General features: G+C 66.8%; 26 protein-coding genes. 10 read left to right on the forward strand and 16 right to left on the reverse strand.

Features of this window, described 5'->3' with window-relative positions; translation table 11 throughout:
• Window positions 1-12: 12 nt before the first annotated feature.
• Together dapB and E0W60_RS24790 are read right to left on the reverse strand one after the other, a co-directional pair.
• On the reverse strand, window positions 13-810 hold the full coding sequence (gene dapB, locus E0W60_RS24785; protein ID WP_135705912.1) for a 4-hydroxy-tetrahydrodipicolinate reductase: 798 nt from the start codon (window positions 808-810) through the stop codon (window positions 13-15).
• A 98-nt stretch (window positions 811-908) separates the two neighbouring features.
• Entirely contained in the window at window positions 909-1,559 is a 651-nt protein-coding gene (locus E0W60_RS24790; protein WP_133092311.1) for an outer membrane protein assembly factor BamE, read from the reverse strand.
• Window positions 1,560-1,802: 243 nt separating this feature from the next.
• On the opposite strand from E0W60_RS24790, the gene fur reads away from it, so the two are divergent.
• Window positions 1,803-2,234 carry a ferric iron uptake transcriptional regulator gene (gene fur / locus E0W60_RS24795; protein ID WP_010813212.1) on the forward strand — a complete coding sequence of 144 codons (432 nt, stop codon included), beginning with the start codon at window positions 1,803-1,805 and terminating at the stop codon, window positions 2,232-2,234.
• An 81-nt stretch (window positions 2,235-2,315) separates the two neighbouring features.
• On the opposite strand, the gene E0W60_RS24800 is transcribed toward fur, so the two are convergent.
• Window positions 2,316-3,311, reverse strand: coding sequence for a LysR family transcriptional regulator (locus tag E0W60_RS24800; protein WP_133092312.1), 996 nt, complete (start codon window positions 3,309-3,311; stop codon window positions 2,316-2,318).
• Window positions 3,312-3,611: 300 nt separating this feature from the next.
• Between E0W60_RS24800 and E0W60_RS24810 the strand changes: the two genes are divergently transcribed.
• Entirely contained in the window at window positions 3,612-4,235 is a 624-nt protein-coding gene (locus E0W60_RS24810) for a flavin reductase family protein (RefSeq protein WP_135705913.1), read from the forward strand.
• Between the two features lie 67 nt (window positions 4,236-4,302).
• Here E0W60_RS24810 and gap read toward each other — a convergent pair whose 3' ends face one another.
• Entirely contained in the window at window positions 4,303-5,301 is a 999-nt protein-coding gene (gene gap, locus E0W60_RS24815) for a type I glyceraldehyde-3-phosphate dehydrogenase (protein WP_011298986.1), read from the reverse strand.
• 84 nt (window positions 5,302-5,385) lie between these two features.
• Window positions 5,386-7,419 carry a transketolase gene (gene tkt, locus E0W60_RS24820; RefSeq protein ID WP_195431272.1) on the reverse strand — a complete coding sequence of 678 codons (2,034 nt, stop codon included), beginning with the start codon at window positions 7,417-7,419 and terminating at the stop codon, window positions 5,386-5,388.
• Window positions 7,420-7,694: 275 nt separating this feature from the next.
• Here tkt and E0W60_RS24825 point away from each other — a divergent pair, with 275 nt between their 5' ends.
• Genes E0W60_RS24825 through E0W60_RS24835 form a run of 3 tightly spaced genes read left to right on the forward strand, consistent with a single transcriptional unit; the run spans window position 7,695 to window position 9,529 of the window.
• The gene (locus E0W60_RS24825) at window positions 7,695-8,123 is read left to right on the forward strand and encodes a VOC family protein (protein WP_133092314.1); all 429 of its coding nucleotides are present in this window, start codon (window positions 7,695-7,697) and stop codon (window positions 8,121-8,123) included.
• Complete coding sequence (locus E0W60_RS24830; RefSeq protein WP_133092315.1) at window positions 8,123-8,878, forward strand: 16S rRNA (uracil(1498)-N(3))-methyltransferase; 756 nt, start codon at window positions 8,123-8,125, stop codon at window positions 8,876-8,878. Before E0W60_RS24825 ends, E0W60_RS24830 begins: the two co-directional genes overlap by 1 nt.
• A 48-nt stretch (window positions 8,879-8,926) precedes the next feature.
• Window positions 8,927-9,529 (forward strand): YidB family protein, encoded by a 603-nt coding sequence (locus E0W60_RS24835; protein ID WP_133092316.1) that lies wholly within the window; start codon window positions 8,927-8,929, stop codon window positions 9,527-9,529.
• Between the two features lie 78 nt (window positions 9,530-9,607).
• Here the strand turns inward: E0W60_RS24835 and E0W60_RS24840 are convergent, their stop codons facing one another.
• From E0W60_RS24840 to E0W60_RS24850, 3 genes are all read right to left on the reverse strand, one after another.
• Window positions 9,608-10,228: a barstar family protein gene (locus E0W60_RS24840; RefSeq protein WP_029047850.1), complete on the reverse strand. Its 621-nt coding sequence runs from the start codon at window positions 10,226-10,228 to the stop codon at window positions 9,608-9,610.
• Window positions 10,225-10,596 carry a ribonuclease domain-containing protein gene (locus E0W60_RS24845; protein ID WP_133092385.1) on the reverse strand — a complete coding sequence of 124 codons (372 nt, stop codon included), beginning with the start codon at window positions 10,594-10,596 and terminating at the stop codon, window positions 10,225-10,227. Before E0W60_RS24845 ends, E0W60_RS24840 begins: the two co-directional genes overlap by 4 nt.
• Before the next feature lie 366 nt (window positions 10,597-10,962).
• Window positions 10,963-13,287, reverse strand: coding sequence for an NADP-dependent malic enzyme (locus tag E0W60_RS24850; protein WP_135705914.1), 2,325 nt, complete (start codon window positions 13,285-13,287; stop codon window positions 10,963-10,965).
• A gap of 369 nt (window positions 13,288-13,656) precedes the next feature.
• Here E0W60_RS24850 and thiL point away from each other — a divergent pair, with 369 nt between their 5' ends.
• The 3 genes from thiL to E0W60_RS24865 all read left to right on the forward strand — a co-directional run bounded on the left by thiL (window position 13,657) and on the right by E0W60_RS24865 (window position 15,881).
• Window positions 13,657-14,637 (forward strand): thiamine-phosphate kinase, encoded by a 981-nt coding sequence (gene thiL / locus E0W60_RS24855; protein WP_133092318.1) that lies wholly within the window; start codon window positions 13,657-13,659, stop codon window positions 14,635-14,637.
• A 146-nt stretch (window positions 14,638-14,783) separates the two neighbouring features.
• On the forward strand, window positions 14,784-15,350 hold the full coding sequence (locus E0W60_RS24860) for a phosphatidylglycerophosphatase A family protein (protein ID WP_133092319.1): 567 nt from the start codon (window positions 14,784-14,786) through the stop codon (window positions 15,348-15,350).
• A gap of 33 nt (window positions 15,351-15,383) precedes the next feature.
• On the forward strand, window positions 15,384-15,881 hold the full coding sequence (locus E0W60_RS24865) for a CinA family protein (protein WP_133092320.1): 498 nt from the start codon (window positions 15,384-15,386) through the stop codon (window positions 15,879-15,881).
• A gap of 103 nt (window positions 15,882-15,984) precedes the next feature.
• Here the strand turns inward: E0W60_RS24865 and pyrF are convergent, their stop codons facing one another.
• A complete protein-coding gene (gene pyrF / locus E0W60_RS24870; RefSeq protein ID WP_135705915.1) occupies window positions 15,985-16,803 on the reverse strand; it encodes an orotidine-5'-phosphate decarboxylase in 819 nt (272 codons plus the stop codon).
• Between the two features lie 202 nt (window positions 16,804-17,005).
• On the opposite strand from pyrF, the gene E0W60_RS24875 reads away from it, so the two are divergent.
• Together E0W60_RS24875 and corA are read left to right on the forward strand one after the other, a co-directional pair.
• Window positions 17,006-17,905 (forward strand): DMT family transporter, encoded by a 900-nt coding sequence (locus tag E0W60_RS24875; protein ID WP_135705916.1) that lies wholly within the window; start codon window positions 17,006-17,008, stop codon window positions 17,903-17,905.
• Window positions 17,906-18,462: 557 nt separating this feature from the next.
• Window positions 18,463-19,425, forward strand: coding sequence for a magnesium/cobalt transporter CorA (gene corA / locus E0W60_RS24880; protein ID WP_133092323.1), 963 nt, complete (start codon window positions 18,463-18,465; stop codon window positions 19,423-19,425).
• Window positions 19,426-19,446: 21 nt separating this feature from the next.
• Here corA and mtgA read toward each other — a convergent pair whose 3' ends face one another.
• The 7 genes from mtgA to E0W60_RS24915 all read right to left on the reverse strand — a co-directional run bounded on the left by mtgA (window position 19,447) and on the right by E0W60_RS24915 (window position 26,549).
• Window positions 19,447-20,148, reverse strand: coding sequence for a monofunctional biosynthetic peptidoglycan transglycosylase (gene mtgA / locus E0W60_RS24885; protein WP_133092386.1), 702 nt, complete (start codon window positions 20,146-20,148; stop codon window positions 19,447-19,449).
• Window positions 20,149-20,234: 86 nt separating this feature from the next.
• On the reverse strand, window positions 20,235-21,134 hold the full coding sequence (aroE, locus tag E0W60_RS24890) for a shikimate dehydrogenase (protein WP_133092324.1): 900 nt from the start codon (window positions 21,132-21,134) through the stop codon (window positions 20,235-20,237).
• A complete protein-coding gene (locus tag E0W60_RS24895) occupies window positions 21,134-22,066 on the reverse strand; it encodes an energy transducer TonB (protein WP_135705917.1) in 933 nt (310 codons plus the stop codon). Before E0W60_RS24895 ends, aroE begins: the two co-directional genes overlap by 1 nt.
• A gap of 111 nt (window positions 22,067-22,177) precedes the next feature.
• The gene (locus E0W60_RS24900; RefSeq protein WP_135705918.1) at window positions 22,178-24,292 is read right to left on the reverse strand and encodes a ribonuclease catalytic domain-containing protein; all 2,115 of its coding nucleotides are present in this window, start codon (window positions 24,290-24,292) and stop codon (window positions 22,178-22,180) included.
• A 247-nt stretch (window positions 24,293-24,539) separates the two neighbouring features.
• Window positions 24,540-25,280 (reverse strand): 3-oxoacyl-ACP reductase FabG, encoded by a 741-nt coding sequence (gene fabG / locus E0W60_RS24905; RefSeq protein ID WP_135705919.1) that lies wholly within the window; start codon window positions 25,278-25,280, stop codon window positions 24,540-24,542.
• 4 nt (window positions 25,281-25,284) lie between these two features.
• The gene (locus E0W60_RS24910; RefSeq protein WP_135705920.1) at window positions 25,285-25,938 is read right to left on the reverse strand and encodes a chorismate--pyruvate lyase family protein; all 654 of its coding nucleotides are present in this window, start codon (window positions 25,936-25,938) and stop codon (window positions 25,285-25,287) included.
• Window positions 25,935-26,549 carry a YqiA/YcfP family alpha/beta fold hydrolase gene (locus E0W60_RS24915; RefSeq protein WP_133092329.1) on the reverse strand — a complete coding sequence of 205 codons (615 nt, stop codon included), beginning with the start codon at window positions 26,547-26,549 and terminating at the stop codon, window positions 25,935-25,937. The genes E0W60_RS24910 and E0W60_RS24915 overlap by 4 nt, the downstream gene beginning before the upstream one ends.
• Between the last annotated feature and the right edge of the window lie 3 nt (window positions 26,550-26,552).

The following is a 26,552-nucleotide window of genomic DNA, read 5'->3' on the forward strand; positions in this document are numbered from 1 at the left end:
GCCGGGGGCGCCTTACTTCAGGCCCAGCACGTCCTGCATGTCGAACAGGCCGTTGGGCTTGTCGGCCAGGAAACGGGCCGAACGCACGGCACCGTCGGCATAGGACTGGCGGCTGGACGACTTGTGGCTGATCTCGATGCGCTCGCCGATGCCGGCAAACATCACGGTGTGGTCGCCGACGATGTCGCCGCCGCGGATGGTGGCAAAGCCGATCGAATTGGGATCTCGCTCGCCGGTATGGCCCTCGCGGGCATAGACGGCGCAGGTCTTCAGGTCGCGGCCGAGCGCATCGGCGATCACTTCACCCATCTTCAGCGCGGTGCCCGACGGGGCGTCGACCTTGAAGCGGTGGTGGGCCTCGATCACTTCGATGTCGTAGCCGGTCGACAGCAGCTTGGCCGCCACTTCCAGCAGCTTGAAGGTGGCATTGACGCCGACGCTGAAGTTGGCGGCAAAGACGATGCCGATGGACTTGGCGGCTTCGGCCAGCGCGGCCTTGCCGGCGTCGTCGAAGCCGGTAGTGCCGACCACCATCTTGACGCCCAGCTTCTTCGCCACGGCCAGGTGCGCCAGCGTGCCTTCCGGACGGGTGAAGTCGATCAGGCAATCCGCAGCGGCCAGGCCGGCTTCCAGGTCCGCCGTGATCGCCACGCCGGTGTTGCGGCCCAGGAACAGGCCCGCGTCCTGGCCCAGTGCCGGCGAGCCCGGCAGGTCGAGCGCGCCCGACAGCTTCACGCCCTCGGTGTTCAGCACTTGTTCGATCAGCATGCGGCCCATGCGGCCGGATGCGCCTGCGATGGCGATGTTCATGGTGTCTGGCTCAGCGGAATGTGCGCAATACGCGAAAAGTGAATGGGCCGGTCATGGCTGACCGGCCCGGGAACAGATGGCAAGCCGCGGATGGCGGCTCAGTTGGCCTTGGACGCTTCGGCGGGCGCGGTGGCCTGGGCGGGGGCGGGGGCCGCAGCCGGCGGCGCTTCAGCCGCGGGGGCGGCAGATGCAGCGGGCGCCTGTGCCGGCGCGGCGGCCGGCTCGGCCGCCTGCCGCGGCACGAAGTTTTCCACGGTGGTCTGCGGCTCAGCCTGGGCAGCGGCCGTGCTGCTGGTGGACACCTTGCCCGGGGTCTGGTCCTTCAGCGCCTTCTTCATGCCGTCAATTTCGGCGATCAGCTCGTATTCGGACGGCAGTTCGTCGCCACCAAACTTGACCAGGCGGTCGCCATCGAAAAAGACCGTATAGCGGCGCTGCTGCACCACCGGGGTATTGCCGCGGCGGAACGAGAACACATAGTCCCAGCGGTTGGCGTGGAACACATCGGTCAGCAGCGGCGTGCCGAGCAGGAACTTGACCTGCTCGCGCGTCATGCCTTCGCGCAGTTGCGAAGCGGCCTCGCGGGACACGAAGTTGCCCTGCACGATATTGATCCGGTACGGCGTGATGGCGTTGGCTACCTTGCGCGAGGTGGAATCGTAGGCCGAGCAGGCGCCGGCCAGCAGAGCCGCGGCCAGCAGGGAGACAACCAGCGTCGGGCGCATGGCGGACGAACGGATATAACGCATGTATCTCGCTTCCGGGAGGGAAAGGGAAAGTACGGAAAGTACCGCGGAAGACCGGCGCAGCAAGCGCTGCAAGAGCCGGCTACACCACATGCGGACGGGGCGCCTGCCGCGGCAACCACATGGGACCGACGGCAAATGCCTGAGGCGCGTTGCCCACATGGCATGCGGCACCGCGGGCGACTTTTGCTGTCAAAACCCTTATGATTCAACTATCCAGACATTGTACTCTAGGGAGTCACGCCCATGCCGAGTCCGGCGGACCTCAAGAATATCGGCCTGAAGGCGACCGTGCCCAGGCTGAAGATTCTTGAAATTTTTCAGACCAGCGAACAGCGGCACCTGAGCGCGGAAGACGTCTACCGTATCCTGCTGAACGAGCATATGGATATCGGCCTCGCAACCGTCTACCGCGTGCTCACCCAGTTCGAACAGGCAGGCCTGCTGTCGCGCAACAACTTCGAATCCGGCAAGGCCATTTTCGAACTCAACGAAGGCAAGCACCACGACCACCTGGTCTGCCTCGATTGCGGCCGCGTCGAGGAGTTCTTCGACTCCGAGATCGAGCATCGCCAGCAAAGCATTGCGCGCGAGCGCGGCTTTACCCTGCAGGAACATGCACTGTCGCTGTACGGCAACTGCACGAAGACCGACTGTCCCCACAGACCCAAACGATAAGCCGGCGCACGCACCGCGTAGCGCATCCGGCAAAACAAAAACCGGCGCCAGGCGCCGGTTTTTTTATGGGAATGCCCTGGTTCAGGGCTCGCGCAGCGCCTGCAGGTCGTCTGCAGCAACCACGCGCGACGGGCGCGACGCCGACAGGCCGACAAACTCGGCCACCACCTGGCGGAACAGGTTGCGCGCCCATACCAGCATCGGATGGGTGTTGCGGCTGCGGTGCCAGAACATGTTCAGGCCGACCGTGGTATTGAGTTCAGCCGGCAGCGGGAACGCCTTCAGGCCGTAGGTTTCGCAGGCCATGTCCTTGGTCAGCGCATTGACAGTGAAGATCATGTCGGTCTGCGCGGCCATCTCGGCCTGCGCCCGCCACGAATGCACCGTCAGCGTCGCATTGCGCTTGAGGCCGCGCTGCTGCAGCGCGTAGTCGAGCGGGATCAGCGACGGCGCCGGGCGGCCCGCGCCGCCGGAATGCGCCATGAAGATATGGCCGCAGTCCAGGTATTGCTCGAGCGTGCAGTGGTTCTTCAGCACCGGGTGGTTCTTGCGCGCGCACACCCACAGGTTCAGCGACGTCACCATTTCCTCGACGATTTCCGGATGCCGGGTCGGGAACGGGGAAAACGCCAGGTCCAGCTCATTGGCGCGCATCGAGGCCACGTCGGCTTCCCAGGAATGGGACTCGACCAGCTTGATATGCAGGTCCGGCGCCAGCTGCTTGATGCGCAGCACGAAGCGGTTGAACACCGTGTCGCCCAGCTCGGCGGCAAAGCCGATGCTCAGCGTGCCGGTGGCCACCGCGGGATCGAAATTATCGGCGTCGCCTTCGTTGATCGACGACCACAGGTCCAGCATGTCGCGGATCTTGGGGCCCAGCTCCAGCGCGCGGGGGGTGGGCGTCAGGCCGTGGGGAACGCGGATGAAGAGCGGATCATCAAAAATCTCGCGCAACCGGCCCAGCGAATGCGATACCGCCGGCGCGGTCATGTGCATCTTCTCCGCGACGTAGGTGGCGTTTCGCTTACTCAGCAGCTCGGTGAAGATCACTAAAAGCTTTGTGTCTACGTTCACCATGATCAGGCCCAGGTCAGATTTTTCTTAGCAAAGATGGCCCCACCACTTGCACTGGCTGCACATCAGAGTTCAACGGCATCTTGATAGTGTAAGAGGAAAAAACAAGCTCGGAAAGCAAATTCGGCATTTTCGGAGCGCCAAACCTTGTCACATTTCTGAAAAATGAGGTCATTTTTATGAAGTTGGTCTCATATACGCATACTTTCCGTGCCGCAGCAGAGCCTTGGGCATCGGCGTATATTGGGGGTCACCATCCCATTTTTGTCATTCTTTTCCCAGGCCGCGAACGCGTCCGCCATCATGCCTGACTCCCGCACCGACCATTACCGCCTTCCTGTCGAACTGCCCAAGGCCTACCGGCTGCTCAACCATGGCCCGACCGTGCTGGTCAGCGCGGCCGCGGGCGGCAAGCGCAACATCATGGCCGCCGCGTGGGCAATGCCGCTGGATTTCGCGCCGCCCAAGGTTGCGGTGGTGCTGGACAAGAGCACCTGGACCCGGCGCCTGCTGGAAGAGAGCGGCGAATTCGTGCTGCAGGTGCCCACCGTCAGCCAGGTCGACCTGACCGAAGCGCTTGGCTCCAGCTCCGGGCTGGCCCTGCTGGAGCAGGAAGGGATCGACAAGTTCGATGCCTACGGGCTGGGCACCTTTGCCGGCACCGTCGTCGGCGCGCCGCTGCTGGAAGGCAGCGCGGCCTGGCTCGAATGCAGGCTGCTGCCGGAACCGGCAACGCAGCAGACCTATGACCTGTTCCTCGGTGAGGTGGTAGCCGCGCATGCGGATTCGCGCGTGTTCAGCAATGGGCGCTGGCATTTCGAGGGCCACGACGCGCTGCGTACGATCCACCATGTCGCCGGCGGCCACTTCCTGGTGGACGGCGCGGCGGTCGACGCGCGCCCGCTGGCGCCGCGCGAGGGCGCCTGAACGGCCATCGCGCCCAATAAAAAACGCGCCCGAAGGCGCGTTTTTATTGGCTGCAAGGACAGCCGGATTACTTGGCCACCACGCGGGCCATTTCCAGGCACTTGTTCGAGTAGCCCCACTCGTTGTCATACCAGCTCACGACCTTGATGAAGGTGCCGTCCAGCGCGATGCCGGCTTCGGCGTCGAAGATCGAGGTGCGGGCATCGCCGCGGAAGTCGGTGGCGACAACCTTGTCTTCGGTGTAGCCCAGCACGCCCTTGAGCGCGCCCTGGCTCTGGGCCTTCATCTCGGCGCAGATTTCCTCGTACGAAGCCGACTTTTCCAGCTCGACTGTCAGGTCGACCACCGACACGTCGGAGGTCGGCACGCGGAACGACATGCCGGTCAGCTTCTTGTTTAGCTGCGGGATCACCACGCCCACGGCCTTGGCGGCGCCGGTCGACGACGGGATGATGTTTTCCAGGATGCCGCGGCCGCCGCGCCAGTCCTTGTTGGACGGGCCGTCAACGGTCTTCTGGGTGGCGGTGGCAGCGTGCACGGTGGTCATCAGGCCGCGCTTGATGCCCCACTTGTCGTTCAGCACCTTGGCCACCGGTGCCAGGCAGTTGGTGGTGCAGCTCGCGTTGGAGATGATCGCTTCGCCCTTGTACGTTTCGTGGTTCACGCCGTACACGAACATCGGGGTGTCGTCCTTCGACGGGGCCGACATGATCACCTTCTTGGCGCCCGCATCGATGTGCTTCTGCGCGCCTTCCTTGGTCAGGAAGATGCCGGTCGACTCGATCACCACGTCGGCGCCGACTTCACCCCACTTCAGCTCGGCCGGATCCTTGACCGCGGTCAGGCGGATCTTCTTGCCGTTGACGACCAGGGTGTTGCCGTCGACCGACACTTCGCCGTCAAAGCGGCCGTGCACCGAGTCGTACTTCAGCATGTAGGCCAGGTAGTCGGGCTCGAGCAGGTCGTTGATGGCAACGACTTCGATGTCCTTGAAGTTGGCGGCGGCGGCGCGGAACACCATGCGCCCGATGCGGCCGAAGCCGTTGATGCCGATCTTGATGGTCATGACTGTCTCTCCTGAGGATCGATGAAAACCGGTGGGCGCCGCTGCTGCCGCGCGGCGCACCGCGCGGTTGCAGCGCCCGGATGCTTAGATAAGGGTGTCTTTCACCGTACGCACGACGTTGTCGACGGTGAAGCCGAAGTGCTTGAACAGCACGCCGGCCGGGGCCGATTCGCCGAAGGTGTCGATGCCCACTACCGCTTGGACCTGGTACTTCCACCAGAAGTCCGTCACGCCCGCCTCGACCGCCACGCGCGGCACGCCGGCCGGCAGCACGCTGGCCTTGTAGGCGGTGTCCTGCTTGTCGAACACGGTGGTCGCCGGGATCGAGACCACGCGCACATGCACGCCTTCCGCTGCCAGCGCGTCTGCCGCGCCAACCGCCAGGCCCACTTCCGAGCCGGTCGCCATGATCACGGCGTCCGGACGGCCGGTGCTGGCGTTGACGCTGTCGCGCAGCACGTAGCCGCCGCGCGCGATATTGGCGCGGGTGGCGTCGTCGCGCTGCTGGAACGGCAGGTTCTGGCGGCTGAAGATCAGGCAGCTCGGGCCATTCTCGCGGCGGATCGCCTCGGCCCAGGCCACCGCGGTCTCGGTGGTGTCGGCGGTACGCCAGACGTCCATGTTGGGGATCAGGCGCAGGCTGGCGACATGCTCGATCGACTGGTGCGTCGGGCCGTCTTCGCCCAGGCCGATCGAATCATGGGTGAACACGAACAGCGAGCGGATCTTCATCAGCGCCGCCATGCGCAGCGCATTGCGGCTGTAGTCCGAGAAGGTCAGGAAGGTCGCGCCGTAGGGGATGTAGCCGCCATGCAGCGTGATGCCGTTCATGATGGCGCTCATGCCGAACTCGCGCACGCCGTAGTTGATGTGGTTGCCCCAGGCGTCCACGCGCACGGCCTTGCTGCCCGACCAGTTGGTCAGGTTCGAGCCGGTCAGGTCGGCCGAGCCGCCGAGGAACTCGGGCAGCACCGGGCCGAAGGCTTCGATGGTGTTCTGGCTGGCCTTGCGGGTGGCGATGGTCTCGGCCTTTTCCTCGCACTTGGCGATGAAAGCCTCGACGGCGGCGTCGAACGAACCTGGCAGCTCGCCCTTCATGCGGCGGGTGAATTCGCCGGCTTCATACGGGTGGCGCTCGGCGTACGCGTCGAACAGCGCGGTCCAGGCACGCTCCAGCGCCTGGCCGTTGGCCTTGGCGTCCCAGGCGTCATAGACGTCGGCCGGCACTTCGAACGGGGCATGGGCCCAGCCCAGCGCCTCGCGCGTGGCCAGCACTTCGGCGCCGCCCAGCGGCGCGCCGTGCACGTCGTGGCCGCCTTCCTTGTTGGGCGCGCCCTTGCCGATCTTGGTGCGGCAGCAGATCAGGGTCGGCTTGTCGCTGGCCTTGGCCTGCGAGATCGCCAGGTCGACGGCGGTAACGTCATGGCCGTCGATGCCGCGGATCACGTTCCAGCCGTAGGCTTCGAAGCGCTTCGGGGTGTCGTCGTTGAACCAGTGCACGACGTCGCCGTCGATCGAGATGCCGTTGTCGTCCCACAGCGCAATCAGCTTATTAAGCTTCAGCGTGCCGGCCAGCGAGCAGGCCTCGTGCGAGATGCCTTCCATCAGGCAGCCATCGCCCAGGAAGACGTAGGTGTGGTGGTTGACGATATCGAAACCGGGGCGGTTGAATTCTTCGCCCAGCAGGCGTTCGGCCAGCGCCATGCCGACCGCGTTGGTGATGCCCTGGCCGAGCGGGCCGGTGGTGGTCTCCACGCCCGGGGTGATGCCGTATTCCGGGTGGCCGGCGGTCTTGCTGTGCAGCTGGCGGAAGTTCTTCAGCTCTTCGACCGGCAGGTCATAGCCGCTCAGGTGCAGCAGCGAATAGATCAGCATCGAGCCGTGGCCGTTCGACAGCACGAAGCGGTCGCGGTCGGCCCAGTGCGGGTTGGCCGGGTTGTGCTTCAGGTGCCGGCCCCACAGCGCCACGGCGATATCCGCCATGCCCATCGGCGCACCGGGGTGGCCGGAATTGGCCTGCTGGACGGCGTCCATGGCAAGCACGCGGATGGCATCGGCCATCAGCTTGGCGGGCTGGGAAGCGAAGGGACTCGTGGCGGGATGGGCTAGGGCGGACATTCGTGCGGTCTTGGACGTGAGCTTGGACGCGGGCGGGCGTGAGCCTGTCGGCGGGAAAACCGCAATTTTAACAGAAGCTAAGGGGTTTTCCGGACTCCCGGACACCGGCAGCGGGCATGGCTCGGGGATCACCCGGGTGGCTGTGCACGTAGCGCTGCGCCGCACTTCGACAGCGCACCGCCACGCGCGTAAGATGCACACTCGCACCGCGCGGGCCGGCTCGGCAATAGACGAGTGACAGACCGCGCCGGGTTTCCCGCAGACAGGAGACGATCATGAGCAGACCGGCCAACACCCCCTGGCTCACCCCCTACCTGACCGTCGCCAACGGGCGCGCCGCACTGGACTTCTACAGCCGCGCCTTCGGCTTTGCCGCCGGCAACGTGGTCGATGAAAACGGCGTGCCGACCCATGCCGAAATGCACTACCAGGGCGACCTGGTGGTAATGTTCGCACCCGAAGGCGCCTGGGGCAGCACCGCCCGCACGCCCCGCTCGCTGGGCGTGGAATGCCCGCAAACCTTCTATGTCTACTGCGACGATGTCGACGCGATGCACCAGCGCGCGGTCGACGCCGGCGCCGTCAGCCTGATGGCCCCCGCCGACCAGTTCTGGGGCGACCGCTACTGCATGGTCGAGGACCCGGACGGGTACCGCTGGGGCTTCGGCAAGCCGCTCGATCCGAACGGGGGCAAGGCAAGCTGATGGCTCCGCGTTTCTTTGTCGGCGGCACGGACACGGTCCTGGCCGCCGAAGCCGAATTTCCGCTGCCCGAGCCGGTGGTACGCCACGCCCAGGTGCTGCGCCTGGCGCCCGGTGACGCCATCACGCTGTTCGACGGTCGCGGCGGCAGCCACGCCGCCACCCTGCTTGAACTGGGCAAGCGCCATGCGCTGGCGCGCATCGGCGCGCACGACGCGGCCGAGGCCGAGCTGCCCTTCCGCGTCACGCTGGCGCAAGGGCTGGCCGGCGGCGACAAGATGGACTGGCTGATCGAGAAAGCGGTAGAACTCGGTGTCGCCGCGATCCAGCCCCTGCAGGCCAACCGCTCGGTGGTGCGCCTCGCCGGTGACCGCGCGCACAAGCGCCAGGCGCACTGGCAGGCGCTGGTGCAGGCCGCCTGCGAACAATGCGGGCGCAATCGCTTGCCGGCAGTGGCCCCGGTCGCTAACTTTGAGACGTGGCTGGCGCAGTCAGGCAGCGGCGCCGGTGCACGGCTGCTGGTATCGCCGCGGGCCGAGCAGTCGCTGCCGGCCTATATTGCCGAGCACCGCGACGCCCTGCTCGCCGATGGCGTCACGCTGCTGATCGGACCGGAAGGCGGGCTGTCGCCCGATGAAGAACAAGCGGCGCGGCAAGCCGGCTTCACCGGCGTGTCGCTCGGCCCGCGCATCCTGCGCACCGAGACCGCCGGGCTGGCCTGCCTTTCCACGCTCAACGCCTTGCTTGGCGGATTCTGACGGCGGCGGCCATCCGGCCAGCGCCAACCTTGACTGAAGGAGTCGACCATGGGACTACTCGATAGCGTGCTGGGCGGCGTGCTCGGACAACTGGGCAATGCCCGCGGCGAAGAAGGCAGCGCCGGCGGGCTCAATCCGAAGCTGATGATGGCGCTCGGCCTGCTGGCAATGCTGGCCATGCGCAACCGCAGCCAGGAAAGCGGCTCCGCAGCGCCGGTCGACGATGGGCTCGGTGGACTGGGCAGCCTTGGCGGGCTGCTAGGCGGCATGATCGGCGGCAATGCCAGCGCGCCCGGCGCCACCGGCGGGCTCGACCTTGGCTCCCTGCTCGGCGGGCTGCTTGGCGGCCAGGGTGGCGCCCCGGCCAACAGCCAGGCGCTGGGCGCTGCCGCAGGCGGCATCGGCGCGCTGCAGCAGATCCTGGCGCAGGCGGGGCTGGGCGAGCAGGTGGATTCGTGGATCGGCACCGGCGCCAACCAGCCGGTCACGCCTTCGGCGCTGAGCGACGCGCTGGGCGGGACCGGGGCGCTGGACTCGCTGGCACAGTCGACCGGGATGTCGCAGGAGGACGTGGCAGCGCAACTGAGCGAGGGCCTGCCCGAGCTGATCGACCGGCTGACGCCGCACGGGCATGTCCCTGCGCAGGAGTGAGGCCGGCACGCGCCGCGCGCATACAAGCAAAAAGCCCGCAATTGCGGGCTTTTTGCTTGTATGGAACGGTACCGGCGCTCAGGCGAACGAGTAGAACACCCGGAACTGCACCTTACGCTCGCCCCAGAACTCGGCGGCATCGCGAAACACGTCGAGCAGCACCTCGCGCCCTTCCTTGTCGAACTTCTGCGCAATCGGCAGGCCTTCCAGAACGATGACAAAGCCCGGCTGCGGGCCGGCCTTGTAGATCAGGTCGGTCAGGCAGTCCGCCAGCGCATCGAAGTTCTTGCCGAAATGCTTGGGGAAGATAAACGACGTTGCGATCGTTTCCAGAACCTCGGCCTTGCTGGCGCAATGCGCGCAGTTGGCATACAGGAAATGCTGGCCGAGATCGGCGGCCGCCTGGGCCAGCTCGGGCACGCGGAAGGCGCGGATCGACTGGACGATGTTCGGACGCACCGTCTTGAACAGGTTCATGGCCCCCTCGCTGGTGCCGTCAGCCCAGCCTGCACCGGCCGGCATGGCCACGGGCGCGTTCGCGGGCGGGAGTTTGTGCGTGAGCTCTTGGCGCTGCGGCATCGTCAGCACGTTGTCGTATAGGTTCTGGGCCTGCTGCTGGGCCCGCTGCCAGCCATCTCCGGCGCCGCGCTCTTCGCGGGCGGCAAGGGCGTCGCCCAATCCGAAAATGTCAGTCATCATTTGAGTATCCGTTTGAAGCTGTTGTAGTGGTCTTCCGTGTAGTAACAATCGTTGGCAGCGCGCTGTTCCCCGCCGCATACGATCCGCCTGGCTCCCCGGTTCCGGCTTCTGGCGCTCTTTACCGTGTACTCGCGGTAGTAGCCGCGTTCTTTTTGCGGCAGCAGGCGTTCGTAGTTGCCGAACCTGGTTCCGTCCTTGTCATACGGAAACGGGCCGCCGGCTTCGATGCGCTCCAGGGTCTGCCGTGCTTCGTTGGGCAACTGCTGCACCGCAATGGTTCCCATGCCTTCGGTCTGCGCCTGGCGCGCCAGCGCGGGCTGCGCCAGGGCCAGCACCAACGCCGCGCCGGTCATCGACCGGGCCAGCATCCGCGCTGCCTGCTGCATCAAGGGTACTTGGGAAACCACGTTGCTTGTCTAGGTTGAACCGGAAATCGAGCCTGCCGCTGTTTGGGTAGACGATCTGTCCGGGCCACCCTGGCCGGCAAACCTTGCGCGCCTTTCAATTCACGCGCCGGATGCCAACCGCACCGGGGCGCTCATGGCGAGCGCCTGTATCAAAGGCGTAAGGTTACGCGCATGCACGCAATTAATCAATCCCGGCCCCGGCGCAGCGGGATTTCTTCAATTGTTTCAATATGTTAAGCGTATGTGTGCGCATACTAACCGTCACCGCCAAGCGACAAAAAAGCCGGGCGAACCCGGCTTTTCCGCAACCGCTGCAACGCAGCCGGCTTAACGCTTGGCAGCAGCGTCCACCACCACCAGCGAGGTCATGTTGACGATGCGGCGCACCGTCGCCGACGGCGTCAGGATATGCACCGGCGCGTTCACGCCCAGCAGGATCGGGCCGATCGCCACGTTGTTGCCCGCGGCAACCTTGAGCAGGTTGTACGAGATATTGGCTGCGTCGATGTTCGGGCACACCAGCAGGTTGGCTTCGCCCTGCAGCGTGCTGTCCGGTACCAGCCGGTCGCGCAGCTTCTGGTCGAGCGCGCTGTCGCCGTGCATTTCACCGTCGACTTCGAGTTCCGGCGCGCGCTCGCGCAGGATGGCGAGCGTATCGCGCATCTTGCGGGCCGAAGGCGCCTCGGACGTGCCGAAGTTCGAGTGCGACAGCAGGCCGACCTTGGGCTCGATACCGAAGCGCTTCAGTTCTTCGGCAGCCATCAGCGTGATCTCGGCCAGCTCCTCGGCGGTCGGGTCCACGTTGACGTGGGTGTCGACCAGGAAGATCTGGCGGCCCGGCAGCACCAGGCCGTTCATGGCCGCGTAGACCTTGCCAGTGCCGCCCAGCACCTGGTCGATGTAGCGCAGGTGCGCCGCGGTGGTGCTGACGGTACCGCAGATCATGCCGTCGGCCTCGCCCTGCTTGACCAGCATGGCGCCGATCAGCGTGGTGCGGCGGCGCAGTTCCAGCTTGGCGTACTGGGGCGTGATGCCCTGGCGCGCCATCATGCGGTAATACGCGTCGGAGTAGTCGCGGAAGCGCTCGTCGTGCTCGGGATTGACCACAGTGAAGTCGACGCCGGCGCGCAGGCGCAGGCCGAAGCGCTCGATGCGGTGCTGCAGCACGGCCGGGCGGCCGATCAGGATCGGGTTGGCCAGCTTTTCATCGACGATCACCTGCACGGCGCGCAGCACGCGCTCTTCTTCGCCCTCGGCAAAGACGATGCGCTTCTTCTCCATCTCGACCTTGCGCGCGGCGGCGTAGATCGGCTTCATCAGCGTGCCGGAGTGGTACACGAACTGCTGCAGTTGCAGGCGGTAGGCGTCCATGTCCTCGATCGGACGGGCGGCCACGCCCGACTTCATCGCGGCTTCGGCCACGGCCGGCGCCACCTTGACGATCAGGCGCGGATCGAACGGCTTCGGGATCAGGTACTCGGGGCCGAACGACAGGTCCTGGATGCCATAGGCGCTGGCAACGATGTCGCTCTGCTCCTGGCGCGCCAGCTCGGCCAGCGCGTTGGCCGCGGCGATCTCCATCTCGCGCGTGATGGTGGTGGCGCCGCAGTCCAGCGCGCCACGGAAGATGAACGGGAAGCACAGGACGTTGTTGACCTGGTTCGGGTAGTCGGTGCGGCCGGTGGCCATCACGGCGTCCGGGCGCACTTCCTTGACCAGCTCGGGCGCGATTTCCGGGTTCGGGTTGGCCAGCGCCAGCACCAGCGGCTTGTCGGCCATGCGCTGGACCATGTCCTGCTTGAGCACGCCCGCGGCGGACAGGCCCAGGAAGATGTCGGCGCCGTCGATGACCTCACCCAGCTTGCGCTTGTCGGTTTTCTGCGAGAAACGGGCCTTTTCCGGATCCATCAGCTCGGTACGGCCTTCATAGACCACGCCGGCCAGGTCGGTCACCCAGATGTTCTCGATGGGCAGGCCGATGTCGACCAGCAGGTCCAGGCAGGCCAGCGCGGCGGCGCCGGCGCCCGAGGCGACCAGCTTGACCTTGCTGATGTCCTTGCCGACCACCTTCAGGCCGTTGATCACGGCCGCGGCCACCACGATTGCGGTGCCGTGCTGGTCGTCGTGGAAGACGGGAATCTTCATCTTCTCGCGCAGCTTGCGCTCGACGTAGAAGCACTCCGGTGCCTTGATGTCTTCCAGGTTGATGCCGCCGAAGGTGGGCTCCAGCGCGGCGATGATCTGGACCAGCTTTTCCGGGTCCTTCTCGTCGATTTCGATATCGAACACGTCGATACCGGCAAACTTCTTGAACAGGCCGCCCTTGCCTTCCATCACGGGCTTGGAGGCCGCGGCGCCGATGTCGCCCAGGCCGAGCACGGCGGTGCCGTTGGTGATCACCGCGACGAGGTTGCCGCGCGCGGTATAGCGGAAGGAATTGGCCTGGTCGACCACGATCTCTTCACAGGCCGCGGCCACGCCCGGCGAGTAGGCCAGTGCCAGGTCGCGCTGGTTCGACAGCGGCTTGGTCGGGGTGACGGAAATCTTGCCGGGGGTCGGAAACTCGTGGTACTCGAGCGCCGCTTTGCGCAGCGCCTCACGCTGCTGCTGTTTCAGATCGTCTTGGGACAGGGACTGCTGAGGGCTGGTCATCGGCGCATTTTCCAATCGGTGGAGCCGTCATTGACTGGCGGGGACGATCGGCGGACCGGCTCCACGTGTCCGCCCTTCTCTTCCTTTGGAACCCAGCATTTTATATAGTGAAATACTATTTCACAATAAGCCTTTTGCTTGGGGCACCTTTGCTATTCGGTACAATATGCCCCATCCAGCGGGGCAACACCAGCAAGCGTAGCGCCGCCCGGCGCATGGCTGGTGACTCGCTGCGGTCATGGCTGTCGTGCGCGGCAGTATCTTGCTGAAACGCTGCCGGCGCCGCATCCTGATGCGCCCATCCGAGTCCTTCCGTCCCTCCGGTGCCTGCCGGCCGGGCAAACACCTGTCCACTGCCAGTTCGCCGCGATGTCCGACGCCCAGACCGCTCCCCTTTCAGAGTTCGACCTGATTCGCCGCTATTTCACGCGTCCGGTGCACAAAGCCGCACTCGGCGTGGGCGACGACTGCGCACTGATCGAAGGCCGCCCGGGCCATCACCTCGCCATCAGCACCGACATGCTGGTCAGCGGCCGCCATTTCTTTGCCGACGTGGCGCCACGCGCGCTGGGCCACAAGGCGCTGGCGGTCAACCTGTCCGACCTCGCCGCGATGGGGGCCGAGCCGCGCGCCTTCACGCTGGCGCTAGCCCTGCCCGAGGCCGACCCGGCATGGCTGGCCGAGCTGGCCGACGGCATGCTGGCCCTGGCCGACGCCCACGGCTGCGAGCTGGTCGGCGGCGACACCACGCGCGGTCCGCTGACGCTGTCGCTGACCGTGTTCGGCGATGTCCCGCACCGCGCGGCGCTGCGCCGCGACGCGGCACGCCCGGGCGACGATATCTGGATCTCCGGCACGCTTGGCGACGCGCGCCTTGCACTGGGCGACTGCCGTGGAGAATGGCTGCTGCCCGAGCCCGACTTCACCCAGGTACGCCCGCGCATGGACACGCCGACACCGCGCGTGGCACTGGGCATGGCCCTGCGCGGCGTAGCGCATGCAGCACTCGACATCTCCGACGGCCTGATCGGCGACCTTGGCCATATCCTGGCACGCTCGCAGGTGGGCGCACTGGTCGATGTCGACGCCCTGCCGCGCTCGGCGGTGCTGGCCAGCCAGCCGGAGGCGATCCAGCGTGAATGCGTCTTGGCGGGCGGGGACGACTACGAGCTGTGCTTCACCGCCCCGGCGGGCAACCGCGATGCGCTCGCCGCAATCAGCGAACGGCTGGCGTTGCCGCTGACGCGAGTCGGGGCGATCACATCGGAGCCGGGCCTGCGCCTGGTCGACCATGCCGGCAACCCCACGCGCTACACCGGCGCCAGCTTCGACCACTTCGCCTCCTCCTGACACCGGGGCACAGGCGTGTCATGATGCCGGCATCGGCGCGCCGCGCGGGAACCGGAGTCCCGCCTTTTGCAGCACTAAAAGCAGCAGTTGCCGCAGCAAGCCGGCCATAACCATAAGCAGCATCCGCATCACACGAGCCAACCTTGATGTCCACCATCCCGTCCGGGGCCGCACCCCGCGATCCCGCCATGACCCTGGAAGCCGGCCAGACCGTCAAGGTCACGCGCCCGACGGCGCGCTTCATGCTGGCGCATCCGGCCCACCTGATCGCCTTCGGCTTCGGCTCGGGCCTGTCGCCGGTCAGCCCCGGCACGGTCGGCACGCTCTACGCGTGGCTGTCGTTCGTGGTGGTGTCGCTGTGGATCGAGCCGACCACCTGGCTATGGGTGGTAGGCGGCGGCTTCCTGCTGGGCCTTTGGGCCTGCGCCAAAACCGCGCGCGACATGGGCGTGCATGACCATGGCAGCATGGTGTGGGACGAGATCATCGCGTTCTGGCTGGTGCTGGCCTTTGTCACGCCGACCGGATTCTGGGGGCAGTTCGCCGCCTTCCTGTGGTTCCGGCTGTTCGATATCGCCAAGCCCGCGCCGATTGGCTACTACGACCGCACGCTCAAGGGCCCCGGCCTGCGCGGCGGCTTCGGCGTGATGTTCGACGACATCTTCGCGGCCTTCTACACGCTGCTGGTGTTCGCGCTGTGGCGCTCGTTCTGAGTCCCGCCCCTTCCAACAAACCCCAAATCCATCATGTCAGTCAGCCGCCTGCTCGACCAGCTTGCCGTCCAGTCCGGCGTCGCCCTTGCCGATAAATCCCTGATGCTGGCCACCGCCGAGTCCTGTACCGGCGGACTGGTCGCCGCCGCCATCACCGATGTCTCGGGCTCTTCAGGCTGGTTCGAGCGCGGCTTCGTCACCTATTCCAACGAAGCCAAGTCCACTATGCTGGGCGTGCCGGCCAAGCTGATCCGCGACCACGGTGCCGTCAGCGAAGAGGTCGCGCGCGCGATGGCGGAAGGGGCGCTGCTGAACAGCCGCGCGCAGGTCTCGCTGGCGATCACCGGCGTGGCCGGCCCCAACGGCGGCACGCCGGAAAAACCGGTGGGCATGGTGTGCTTTGGCTGGAGCAACCGCATCACCACCATCGTGGAAACCCAGCGCTTTCCCGGCGACCGGGCGCAGATCCGGCGCCAGGCGGCGGAGCACGCGATGCGGGGGTTGCTGGAGTTGCTGCGCAATGAGGCCTGAGGGCTCCTGCCGTCCCAGGGTGCCCAACCGCAGCCCACACTGCAGCCCAACAAAAAACCGCGCCAGCTGGCGCGGTTTTTTTTTAACCTGCCGCATGCGGCAGTCAGCCGTGGCGGTAGCGATTGATGGTCTCCCGCGTCTGCAGCGCCACGTTGCGCGCCGCCGCCGCGAAATCCTTCTCGCGGCTGGCGTACAGGATCGCGCGCGACGAGTTGATCATCATGCCGGTGCCATCCGCGGTACGCCCGGCCTTGACCGTCGCTTCGATATCGCCCCCCTGCGCGCCGATGCCGGGGATCAGCAGCGGCATGTCGCCGACGATCTGGCGCACGCGCGCGATCTCGTTGGGGAAGGTGGCGCCCACCACCAGGCCCATCTGGCCGGTGGTGTTCCAGCGCTCGCGCGCGGCCTCGGCCACCAGCTGGTACAGCGGCTTGCCCTCGACCTGCAGGAACTGCACGTCCGAGCCGCCGGGGTTGGAAGTGCGGCACAGCACGATCACCCCGCGGTCCGGGTAGGCCAGGTACGGCTGCATCGAATCGAAGCCCATGTACGGGCTGACCGTGACTGCGTCGGCGCGGTAGCGCTCGAATGCTTCCAGCGCATAGTGCTCGGCGGTCGAGCCGATATCGCCGCGCTTGGCGTCCAGGATCACCGGGATGCCGGGGTGGGCGTCGTGGATGTAGTGGATCAGCTGCTCGAGCTGGTCTTCGGCGCGCTGCGAATGGAAATACGCGATCTGCGGCTTGAAGGCGCAAACCAGGTCGGCGGTGGCATCGACGATCTCGCGGCAGAACGAGAAGATGGCGCCGCCCGTGCCGGTCAGCGACAGCGGCAGCTTATGCGGATCAGGGTCGAGCCCGACGCACAGAAGGGAATCGTTGCGCTGCCAGGCGGCAGCAAGCTGCTCGGTGAAAGTCATGGGATGCTCGAAATTTCCTGGTGGCGCCGGCGCCTCATGGGACATCCAAGTCCCAGGCCGGCACGGTTGGCCGCAGCGGCGTGAAAACCTTTCATCCCTGCAGCATATGTCGTTTCCGGCAATTTTACCCGCTGCGTGCTATCGTTTTGCGCTTCCTCTCAAAACAAAGAGCGGCATCGCGCACAGCCGCCATCCTGCAGTCATGTCTCTCGATCGCCGCGGTATTTTCCTGCTTGTCGTTCTGACCCTCGCCTGGGGCATCAACTGGCCCATCATGAAGGTCGGGGTTGCGCATTTTCCGCCGATGGGCTTCCGCCTGCTGTGCATGGCCGGCGGCGTGGTCGCGCTGGGCCTGGCGCTGCGCCTGCGCGGCGATTCGCTGGCGGTGCCGCGGCGCGAATGGGGCACGGTGTTCCGCCTTGCCCTGCCCAACATGGTGGTGTGGCACCTGTTCGCCATCTGCGCGGTCAAGATGCTGTCGTCGGGACGTGCCGCCATCCTCGGCTACACCATGCCGATCTGGGCCGTGGTGTGGGGCCTGGTCTTCTTCCGCGAACGCATCGGCGGCTGGGCCTGGATTGGCATCGGCTGCGCGCTGGCGGGCACGGTGCTGCTGCTGTCGGGCGAAATCAGCGCGCTGACCGGCAGCCCTGCCGGCACGCTGCTGATGCTGCTGGCCGCGGCTGGCTGGGGCTTCGGCACCCAGTTGATGAAGCGCACCCAGACTGACGTGCCGATCGGCGCCATGACCTTCTGGATGCTGCTGGCAACCGTGCCCTTCCTGCTCGCCGGCACGCTGCTGCTGGAGCACGGGTGGCGCATGCCGACCGCCGTCGAATGGGGTGCGATCGCCTACAACGCGGTGGTGGTCTTCGCCTTCTGCCACCTGGTCTGGTTCGGGCTGGCGCGCAGCCTGCCGCCGGTGGTGTCGAGCCTGTCGATCATGTTCATCCCGGTGGTCGGCGTCTTCTCGGGCATGTGGCTGCTGGGCGAGCAGCCGCACTGGCAGGACTACGCCGCCATCGTGCTGATGTTCATGGCCCTGTCCTCGGTGATGCTGGCGCCGCTGTTGTGGCGCCGGCTGCGGGGTGCCATGGGCTGAGCCCGCCTGGGGGGCGGAGCACAACGGCCACGCCGCCTGCCGCGCCGACTTCGCGGAGATTTCACTTAACAAGCGCCCCTTCGTTGGGCTACACTCGCGGCCATCACAATCCCGGAGAAATTACGTGGGCAGTAGCATCGGGTGTTCGAGTTGGCGCAGTCATGCGGCCACTGCGAATGCCATGTCACTGCGGGCTGCGTAACGACGACCTGCCCGGAGCACCCGGCTCCGCGCTTCGTCGGCCTTGCCCGCAGTCAGAACTGCGGGCGAGTGTCTTTCCGTGCCACCGGCGGCGCCTCCATGCGCGCCCTGCCGTGGCGGATCTTCCCTCTCCCGGCTAGCCAGCCAACCCAGGCAAACGCCATCGCCTTGTCCGCCCTGCTCTCGCGCAGCCGCGGGACAGCGCGATCACGCTTGCCCGTGGCCCGGCCTTTCGCGGCTTGCCGCTGGGCCATGACGGGGCATGACGCAATACCTGGGATGCGGCGAGCCGCCTGCGCTTGTCTTCGCGCTTGTCATTGTTTTTCGTCGCAAATCAGCAATAAGGAATCCCGGGGATGATCAACCTGTTCGTCCTGCAGAAAGGCCGGCTTGCCCAGGAGCAAGTCGACGAGCGCAATGAGCTGCTGCAGCACAAGCCGATCTGGATCGATGTCGTCAACCCTGACGACGAAGAGCTGAACTGGATCAAGGAAGCCTACGGCGTCGCCCTTCCCGAGCTGGAAGACCTGGGCGACCTGGAGGCGTCGGCGCGCTATTTCGAGGGCGAGGACGAAAATATCCATATCCGCACCGACTTCCTGCTCGCCGAGGAAGAGGTCTCGCGCAACGTGCGCGTGGCCTTCGTGCTGACCAAGGACGTCCTGTTCTCCATCCACGACGAAGACCTGCCGGTGTTCCGGCTGGTGCGGCTGCGCGCGCGCATGCGACCGGGCTCGGTGCGCAACGCCAAGGATGTGCTGATGGACCTGTACGCGACCGATGCGGAATACTCGGCCGACTCGATCGAAGAAGTCTACGAGCGCCTGGAAGAAGCCAGCCGCCGCGTGCTGGCCGAGAACGTGACCGATGCCGCCGCGGCCGACGTGCTGGAAACCATCGCCCGCGAGGAAGACCTGAACGGCCGCATCCGCCGCAACGTGATGGACACGCGCCGTGCGGTGTCCTTCCTGATGCGCAGCCAGCTGCTGTCGGCCGAGCAGCAGGACGAAGCGCGCCAGATCCTGCGCGACATCGACTCGATCGAGAACCACACCGCGTTCCTGTTCGACAAGATCAACTTCCTGATGGATGCGACCGTCGGTTTCATCAACATCAACCAGAACAAGATCATCAAACTGTTCTCGGTGGTGTCGGTGGCATTGATGCCGCCCACGCTGATCGCGAGTATCTACGGCATGAACTTCAAGGTGATGCCGGAACTGGACTGGGCCGCGGGCTATCCGTGGGCGATCGCGCTGATGGCGGTGTCGGCGGCGATCCCGCTGGTGTATTTCCGCCGCAAGGGGTGGCTGAGCTGAGTCCCGGAGGCCCGCCGGGCCTCAGTCCGGCAGCGTCGCCGCGCCCATCCGGCGCGCGATGATCCCCGCCTTGGCGCGGAAATTCACCCGCACGTTGGCGCAGTACTCCTTCTTGTCGAAGCACTTGGGCGCCGGCAGCGCCGCCGCCAGCCGCGCGGACTGGCCGATGCTGAGCTTGTCGGCATTGGTGCGGAAGTAGTGCTGTGCCGCGGCCTGCGCGCCGAACACGCCCTCGCCCCACTCCACCGAGTTCAGGTAGATCTCGTAGATGCGCTGCTTGTCCAGCCAGAACTCCAGCATCCACGTGATCGCCAGCTCCTGCCCCTTGCGCAGGTAATGCTGCTCGGACGACAGGAACAGGTTTTTGGCCAGCTGCTGCGTGATGGTCGACGCGCCGCGCACGATGCGGCCGCGCTTCTTGTTGCGCTCCCAGGCATCGAGCATGGCGTCGAGTTCGTAGCCGGGATGGTTGACGAAGCCCGCATCCTCGCTGGCGATCACCGCGCGCTTGAGGTTGCGCGAGATGCGCTCGTATGGCACCCAGTCGCGTTCCAGCCCGCAGCTCCAAAAATTGAAGCCGCACAGCCGCCAGCGCTCGGCTCGCATGAAGGTCGTGCTCGACGGATTGACGTACTGCCAGCTGGCAATCTGCACGAAGAAATACAGCTGCATCGCCAGCACGCCCGCGACCACGCAGCCCAGCAGGTAGCCGAGCCAGCGCAGCGGATTGAGCGCCGAGCCGGCGGAAGCAGCGCCGCGGGCAGCGCCGGCCGTGCGGTTGCGGATGGCCACGGCTGGCGGCGCCCCGCTCAGCCCTTGCGTTCGGCCTGCAGCGCTTCGCGCAGCTCGGCCAGCACGGGAGCGGTGCGGGGACGCACGCCGCGCCAGATATAGAAGGCCTCGGCGGCCTGCTCGACCAGCATGCCCAGGCCGTCGCTGGTGCGCGCGCCGCAGCGCGCGGCGAACTGCAGGAACACGGTCGGCTCGGCACCGTACATCATGTCGTAGGCCAGCACGCCTTCGCCCAGCAGGAACTCGGGCAGCGGCGGCACTTCGCCATGCAGGCTGCTCGACGAGGCGTTGATCACGATGTCGCAGGCCTCGTCCTCGGACAGGCCTTCGAGCGCATCGAGGCCGCCGCCCCACAGCTCCACGCCGAACTGGTCGGCCGCTTCGACGAATTCTTCAAGCATGTCGGACGCGCGCGACGCGGTGCGATTGGCCACCACGATGCGCGACGGACGCGCCTCGATCAGCGGCAGCATCGCACCCATGGCCGCGCCGCCCGCGCCAAGCAGCAGCACGCGCTTGCCTTCGACCAGCGTGTCGAGGTTGTCCTGGATATCGCGCACCAGGCCCACGCCATCGGTGTTGTCGCCGTGGATCAGGCCATCCTCGATCCACAGCGTATTGACCGCGCCGGCGGCTTCGGCACGCTCGGTCAGGCGGTCGGCCAGGTCATAGGCCTCCAGCTTGAACGGCACCGTCACGTTGCAGCCGTAACCGCCGTCGGCGAAGAACTTGCGCACGGTATCGGCAAACCCGTCCAGCGGCGCTTCCAGCCGGTCATACTGCACCGCTTCGCCGGTCTGGCGCGCAAAGGCGGCGTGGATCGCCGGCGAACGGCTGTGCGCGATCGGATTGCCGATCACCACATACTGGTCCGGCGTGTTCTGGGTGCTGTCGGGCGTAGTGTCTGGAGTTGTCATCAGCGTGCCTGCAGCCGGGTTTCCAGCCCGCTGCGCGAAAACTTGAAGGTGGAAATGACTTCCAGGATGTCCTGGCGTGCCGCCATTTCCGCGGTGAAGGCGCCGAACGGCGCGGCCGCGCGCACGATCGCCACGGCCTGTCGGTCCAGCGCGGGATCGCCCGAGCTCTTGACCACGTCGATGGCGTCGATGTTGTAGCCGTCGCGGTTGTAGCCGAGCTTGCCGAGCCGGTTCACGTTGATCACCAGGATCAGCTGGCCGTACAGCGGCTTGCCATTGCGCTGCGGGAAATCGGTGGTGCCGCGCGCCTCGATCTTGCGGCGCAGCCGGTCGTAGTACTGCGCGTAGTCGACCGCCTGCGCGCTGGTCGCGGTCAGCTGGAAGCGCTTGGGCCGCTTGGCGTAGTGGTCCAGGTTGCGGCCGATCTCGGCTTCGAGCTTGGCCATCTCGTCGGCCGAGGTGCGCTCGTCCTGGCCGCGCCGGGGATTGTCCTGGCGCTTCTCGCCGGGCTTGAGCGGCTGGCTGTGCACCGCGGGCGCGGCCTCGCGCGCCTGTGTCAGCAGGCGTTGCTGCTCCATTTCGAGCTGCTCGACGCGGCGCTGCACCTGGCGCACAAGGTCGCCCTCCTGCGTCACGGTCTGCGCGGGCAGCGGCGTGGTGGCGCGCTGCAGGTCGTGGTCGCCGCCGCCGTCGAGGTTGGCTTGCGCCAGCGCGGTCGGGTTGCGCGGCTTTTGCGCCGACTTGGCATTGACCAGCACCACGTCAAGCGGCGAGTCGGCGCGCTTGATCTCGAACACCTCGGGCGCGGCGACGCGCACCATCAGCAGCAGCGCATGCACAACCAGGGAAATGGCCAGCGCCTTGGCCAGCGTACTGCTGTTGTGCCACCTGGCGTGCCACCAGTGGCGGGGAGCGGCGAATGCGGCGTTCACGATGGCGGGAATTTGGCTCGGAAGGTGCGAGGCGACTGGTTGACGAGCATTCCCGGCCAGCCGGGAATGCCGCTAGGCATTGTAAGTGAGCCCCGCCGATTTCCGAAGGCTTCAGCCCGCGGCGGTGCCGCCGGTGTCGCGCTCAGCCGACGGCTCCGCCGGCACGTTGCCACCGGCTTCTGCGGGGGCTTCTGCGGCAGCCTCTTCCGAGGCCCCCGCGGCCTGCTCGGCAGCGTCTTCCGCAGCAGCCTCGGCAGCGGCTTCGGCTGACATTTCAGCGGCTTCCTCGTCGCTTTCCAGCTCTTCTTCAGGCAACACACCCTCGCCGGCAAAGATTTCCAGCACGCGGCACGAGACTTCCAGCGTGATCTCGTCGGTCTCGCCGATCTCCAGCAGCACCTGGGTGCCGCGCTGCGCCTGGACCAGCTCGGGTACGCGCGTGACCAGCGGGATCTCGGTAAAGCGCACCGCGCCTTCCTTGAGCACTGCGGCGACCAGGCGCTCGCGGTTCTCCTGCTTGAGCCAGCGCAGGCACCAGTAGCGCTCCATGGTCGACTGGTGGTCGGCATAGGCGGCATAAGTGCCTTCGAAGTCGGCCACGGCAGCCAGCAGGTCGGCGTCCTTGGGCTTGAACGGCGCCACCAGCTTGGCGGTCACGCCGTGCTGCGCCACCGCCAGGATCTGCCACTGGTTGACCAGGTCGACGTAGCGGCGCAGCGGCGAGGTGCTCCACGCGTACTGCTGCACGCCCAGGCCTTCGTGCGGCGCCGGGTAGGTCTGCATGCGGGTGCGGTGCATGCCCCACGCCTTCTGCGTGCGGTAGATGCCCGGTACGCCGTTGTCCGCCAGCAGCTTGCCCCACGTGCTGTTGGCCAGGATCATCAGCTCGGCCACGATCTTGTCCAAGGGCGAGCCACGCTTGCGCTGCTCGATGCGCACGCGCTGGCTGCCGTCGTCCTGGTCGTCGAGGTAGAAGTTGAAGTCGGCGCGGTTGTGTGTCTCGGGGCGCAGGCCGCTGGCCAGGCGCGCCTTCTGGCGCTCATCGTACAGGTAGCCGGCGAAGTGCCACAGCTGGGTCAGCGCCTCGCGGAACGGGTAGTCGCCGGTGCCGTCGGCGAGCGAGGCCTCGGTGATGACATCGTCGAGCAGGTTGTGGCGCAGGTTGGCGGAGATCGGCACCATCTCGGCGCGGGTCTCGCTGCCGGTGATCAGCCAGACCGTCGGGTCCACCGTCACATACAGCGACAGGGCCGGGCAAACCCGGCCTTCCTGCAGCGTGTAGCGCTCGACCACCGGGTCGGGCAGCATGGTGATCTTGTCGCCCGGGAAGTACACCGTAGACAGGCGCTGGCGCGCGATCACGTCGAGCGCCTCGCCTCGGCGGATACCCAGCGCGGGCGCGGCGATATGGATGCCGATGCGCAGCTTGCCATCGGGCAGCTTCGTCACCGACAGCGCATCGTCGATCTCCGTGGTGGTGACGTCGTCGATCGAGAACGCCTCGACCTCGGCCAGTGGCAGGTCGGCGGGCGGCTCGGGCACGTCGGTATCGGGGAAGCCGGTGCCCTTCGGAAAGCACTCGGCGAGGAACTTGGCCTCGTGCAGCGCACGTGCGCTGGCGACGCCGCCGACGGCCACCATCAGCCGCATCGGCGTCATGCCGAGCGCGGTGCAGGCCGCGTCCATGGCCTTGTATTCCAGGCTGTTCTTGTCCGGCTTGAACAGCAGTTGCAGCACCTTGTTGCGGAACGATTCCGGCAGCGTCAGCGCCTTGAGCTGTTCTTCATATTCGGCCTGGACCAGCGCCTGCTGGCGCTTGCGCTCGAGCGCGGCCAGCGCGGCCTTGAGCTGGTCCTCGGGCGCGCGCTGGTAGCGGCCACGCCCCTTGCGGCGGAAGTACACCGGGTTGCCGTGCAGCGCCATCGCAAGCGCCGCCTGCTGCACCGCGCCAGGCTCGGCGCCGTAATACTCGGCGGCCAGCTCGGCAAAGCCGAACTCGGCCTCGGGGGCGCATTCCCACAGGAAGTCCAGGTCGATCTCGGCCACCATGTCGCCGGTCTGGCGGACCAGCTCGATCGCCGACGGCTGCGCAAACTGCAGCAGCACGTCGCGCGACTTGACCTTGGTGCGCTTGCCGGCCGGCAGCTCCACCTGGTAAGCCTCGCCCTGCTGGTTCAGCACGGTGCCGGCGCGGATCTCGCCGCCTTCTTCGAACAGCAACTGCATCGATCGGTACTTTCAGAAATGCGCGGATCCGCTTCGGGGCGCCACGGAGCGGGCGCAGCGGTGGATCCTGTGGGAGAAATGGTGCAAACGGCCCCGGCCGGCGGCGCGCTGCACGCCGCGCCGTGGCCACGAGGGCCAGGCCGCAGACCCGGAATGATACCGCACCGGCGCTGCGGCCCCGGGCGTGCGCCCCGGGGCGGTGCGCGCCGCAGGACGCCGGGGACCGGGCCGGAAATAACCGGAAGGGTCAGAGCGACATGCCGCCGCTGGCTTCGATCGCCACGCCGTTGACATAGCTGGCGTCGTCGCTGGCCAGGAAGGTGTAGATGCTGGCGATCTCGGCCGGCTCGGCCAGCCGGCGCAGCCAGCACGACGACTTCATGCCGTCGAGCACCTTGTCGGGCACGGTCTGCAGGATCTCGGTATTGACGAAGCCGGGGCAAACGGCGTTGACGCGCACGCCCTTGGGACCCAGCTCGCGCGCCCAGGTCTTGGTGAAGCCGATCACGCCGAACTTGCTGGCGGCATAGTTGGTCTGGCCGAAGTTGCCATACAGGCCGACCACGCTGGAAGCGTTCAGGATCACGCCCTTGCCCTGCTCGGTCATGATCGTGGCGACAGCCTGGGCGCAGTTGAAGACGCCCTTCAGGTTGACGTCGATCACGGCATCGAACTGCGCCTCGGTCATCTTGGCCAGGCGCGCGTCCTTGGTGATGCCGGCGTTGTTGACCAGGATGTCGATGCGGCCGTGCACGGCCAGCACCGCAGCCACCATGGCATCGACGTCTTCGCGGCGGGTCACGTCGACCCGGTAGGCGGAGACGCTGGCGCCGGCGCCGGCAAGCTTGCCGGCGGCTTCGCGCACGCGCGCTTCATTGACGTCGCACAGCACGACGACGGCGCCTTCGGCGGCGAAGCGCTGCGCGGTGGCAAAGCCGATGCCAGCGGCGGCACCGGTGATGATGGCAACCCGACCCTGCAGTTTCATCTTGTTATCTCTTGATTTCGGTAGTGTGTGAAGTGATGGGGCCGCGGTCTGTGGTGCGCCGGAACATCGGTAGCGCAATCGCCTTGGTCCCCGGGGCTGGCCGTGCCAGAAGGTCCGGCAAGAAGACCTCTGTCACGAGCATGACGCCGTCGCCGCGCCGGAATACGGAGCGTCGCGCAGGCAGCATGGGCAGCGGCGCCATCGCCGGCAGCACGCGCTGCAGCGCATGGCGCAATGGATGGTGCGGCAGCAGCCGGGCAAACTGGAACGGGTCGCGCGTCACGGCCGGATCGATAAACAGCCGCCCGCCCAGGGGGCGCGCGCCCAGCCCCCGCAGGAACGGCCAGTCGCGCCGCGCATGGCGCAGCCGCACCACGGTGTGGGCGAAGACGGCGGGGATATCGTCGCAGATCAGCAGCACTTCGCGCGTCAGCGCCGGGACGCGGTCGTGCTGGCCCAGCACCTGCCATTCATCGGCCAGCGGCCGCAATGGGCGCTGCAGCAGCTGCGCCACGCGGAAGCGCTCGGACGCGGCCACCAGCCGCGCGGTCAGCGAACCGTCGTCGCCGGTGACCCAGCGCCGCAGGTTGGGCGTGATCGCCGCATCGAATGCCAGGTGCGAACTCCAGCCGCAGCGGCGCGCGGACTGCGCGCTCATGCCGCGCCCGCGCTTGCCGGCACCTTGCCGCCCGGGCCATAGCCGCAGAAAGCGAGCACTTCGTCGACGTAGTCGGCAAATTCGCTGATGCCGTGGTCGCTGCCCTCGATCACGCGGATATTCGCGCCGGGGCAGGCGGCCACCATTTCACGGTAGTCCAGCACCTCGTCGCCGGTGGCGGCGAGGAGGTAGTAGCGCTCGGGGCGCGTGATGGCGTCCACCCGCAGGGCCAGCAGCTCCAGCAGGTGGCGGCGCTCGACCGTGACCGAGCCGCCGCCGTGCCACAGCGGCTGCTCCCCGAGGTATTGCTCCAGGTCGGTCCACGGATGGACCGCCGGGTTCAGCAGCACGGTCTTGCAGCCGTGGCGCTCGCCGAGCCAGCGGGCATAGAAGCCGCCCAGCGACGAGCCCACGATGGCAACTTCCTGGTCGCCGCCGGCCTGGGCGGCGCGGATGGCGGCGTCGGCCTGGGCGATCGCCAGCGCCGGCGAGACATTGAGCTCCGGACAGGCGTAGTAGCGGCCCACGCCCCACTCGCGCATGCGCTCCTGCACCAGGCGCGCCTTGAACGACTGCGGTGAGGAGCGGAATCCGTGCAGGTACAGCAGCATGGC

The sequence above is a fragment of the Cupriavidus oxalaticus genome (assembly GCF_004768545.1).
In the GTDB taxonomy this organism is placed as follows: Bacteria; Pseudomonadota; Gammaproteobacteria; order Burkholderiales; family Burkholderiaceae; genus Cupriavidus; species Cupriavidus oxalaticus_A.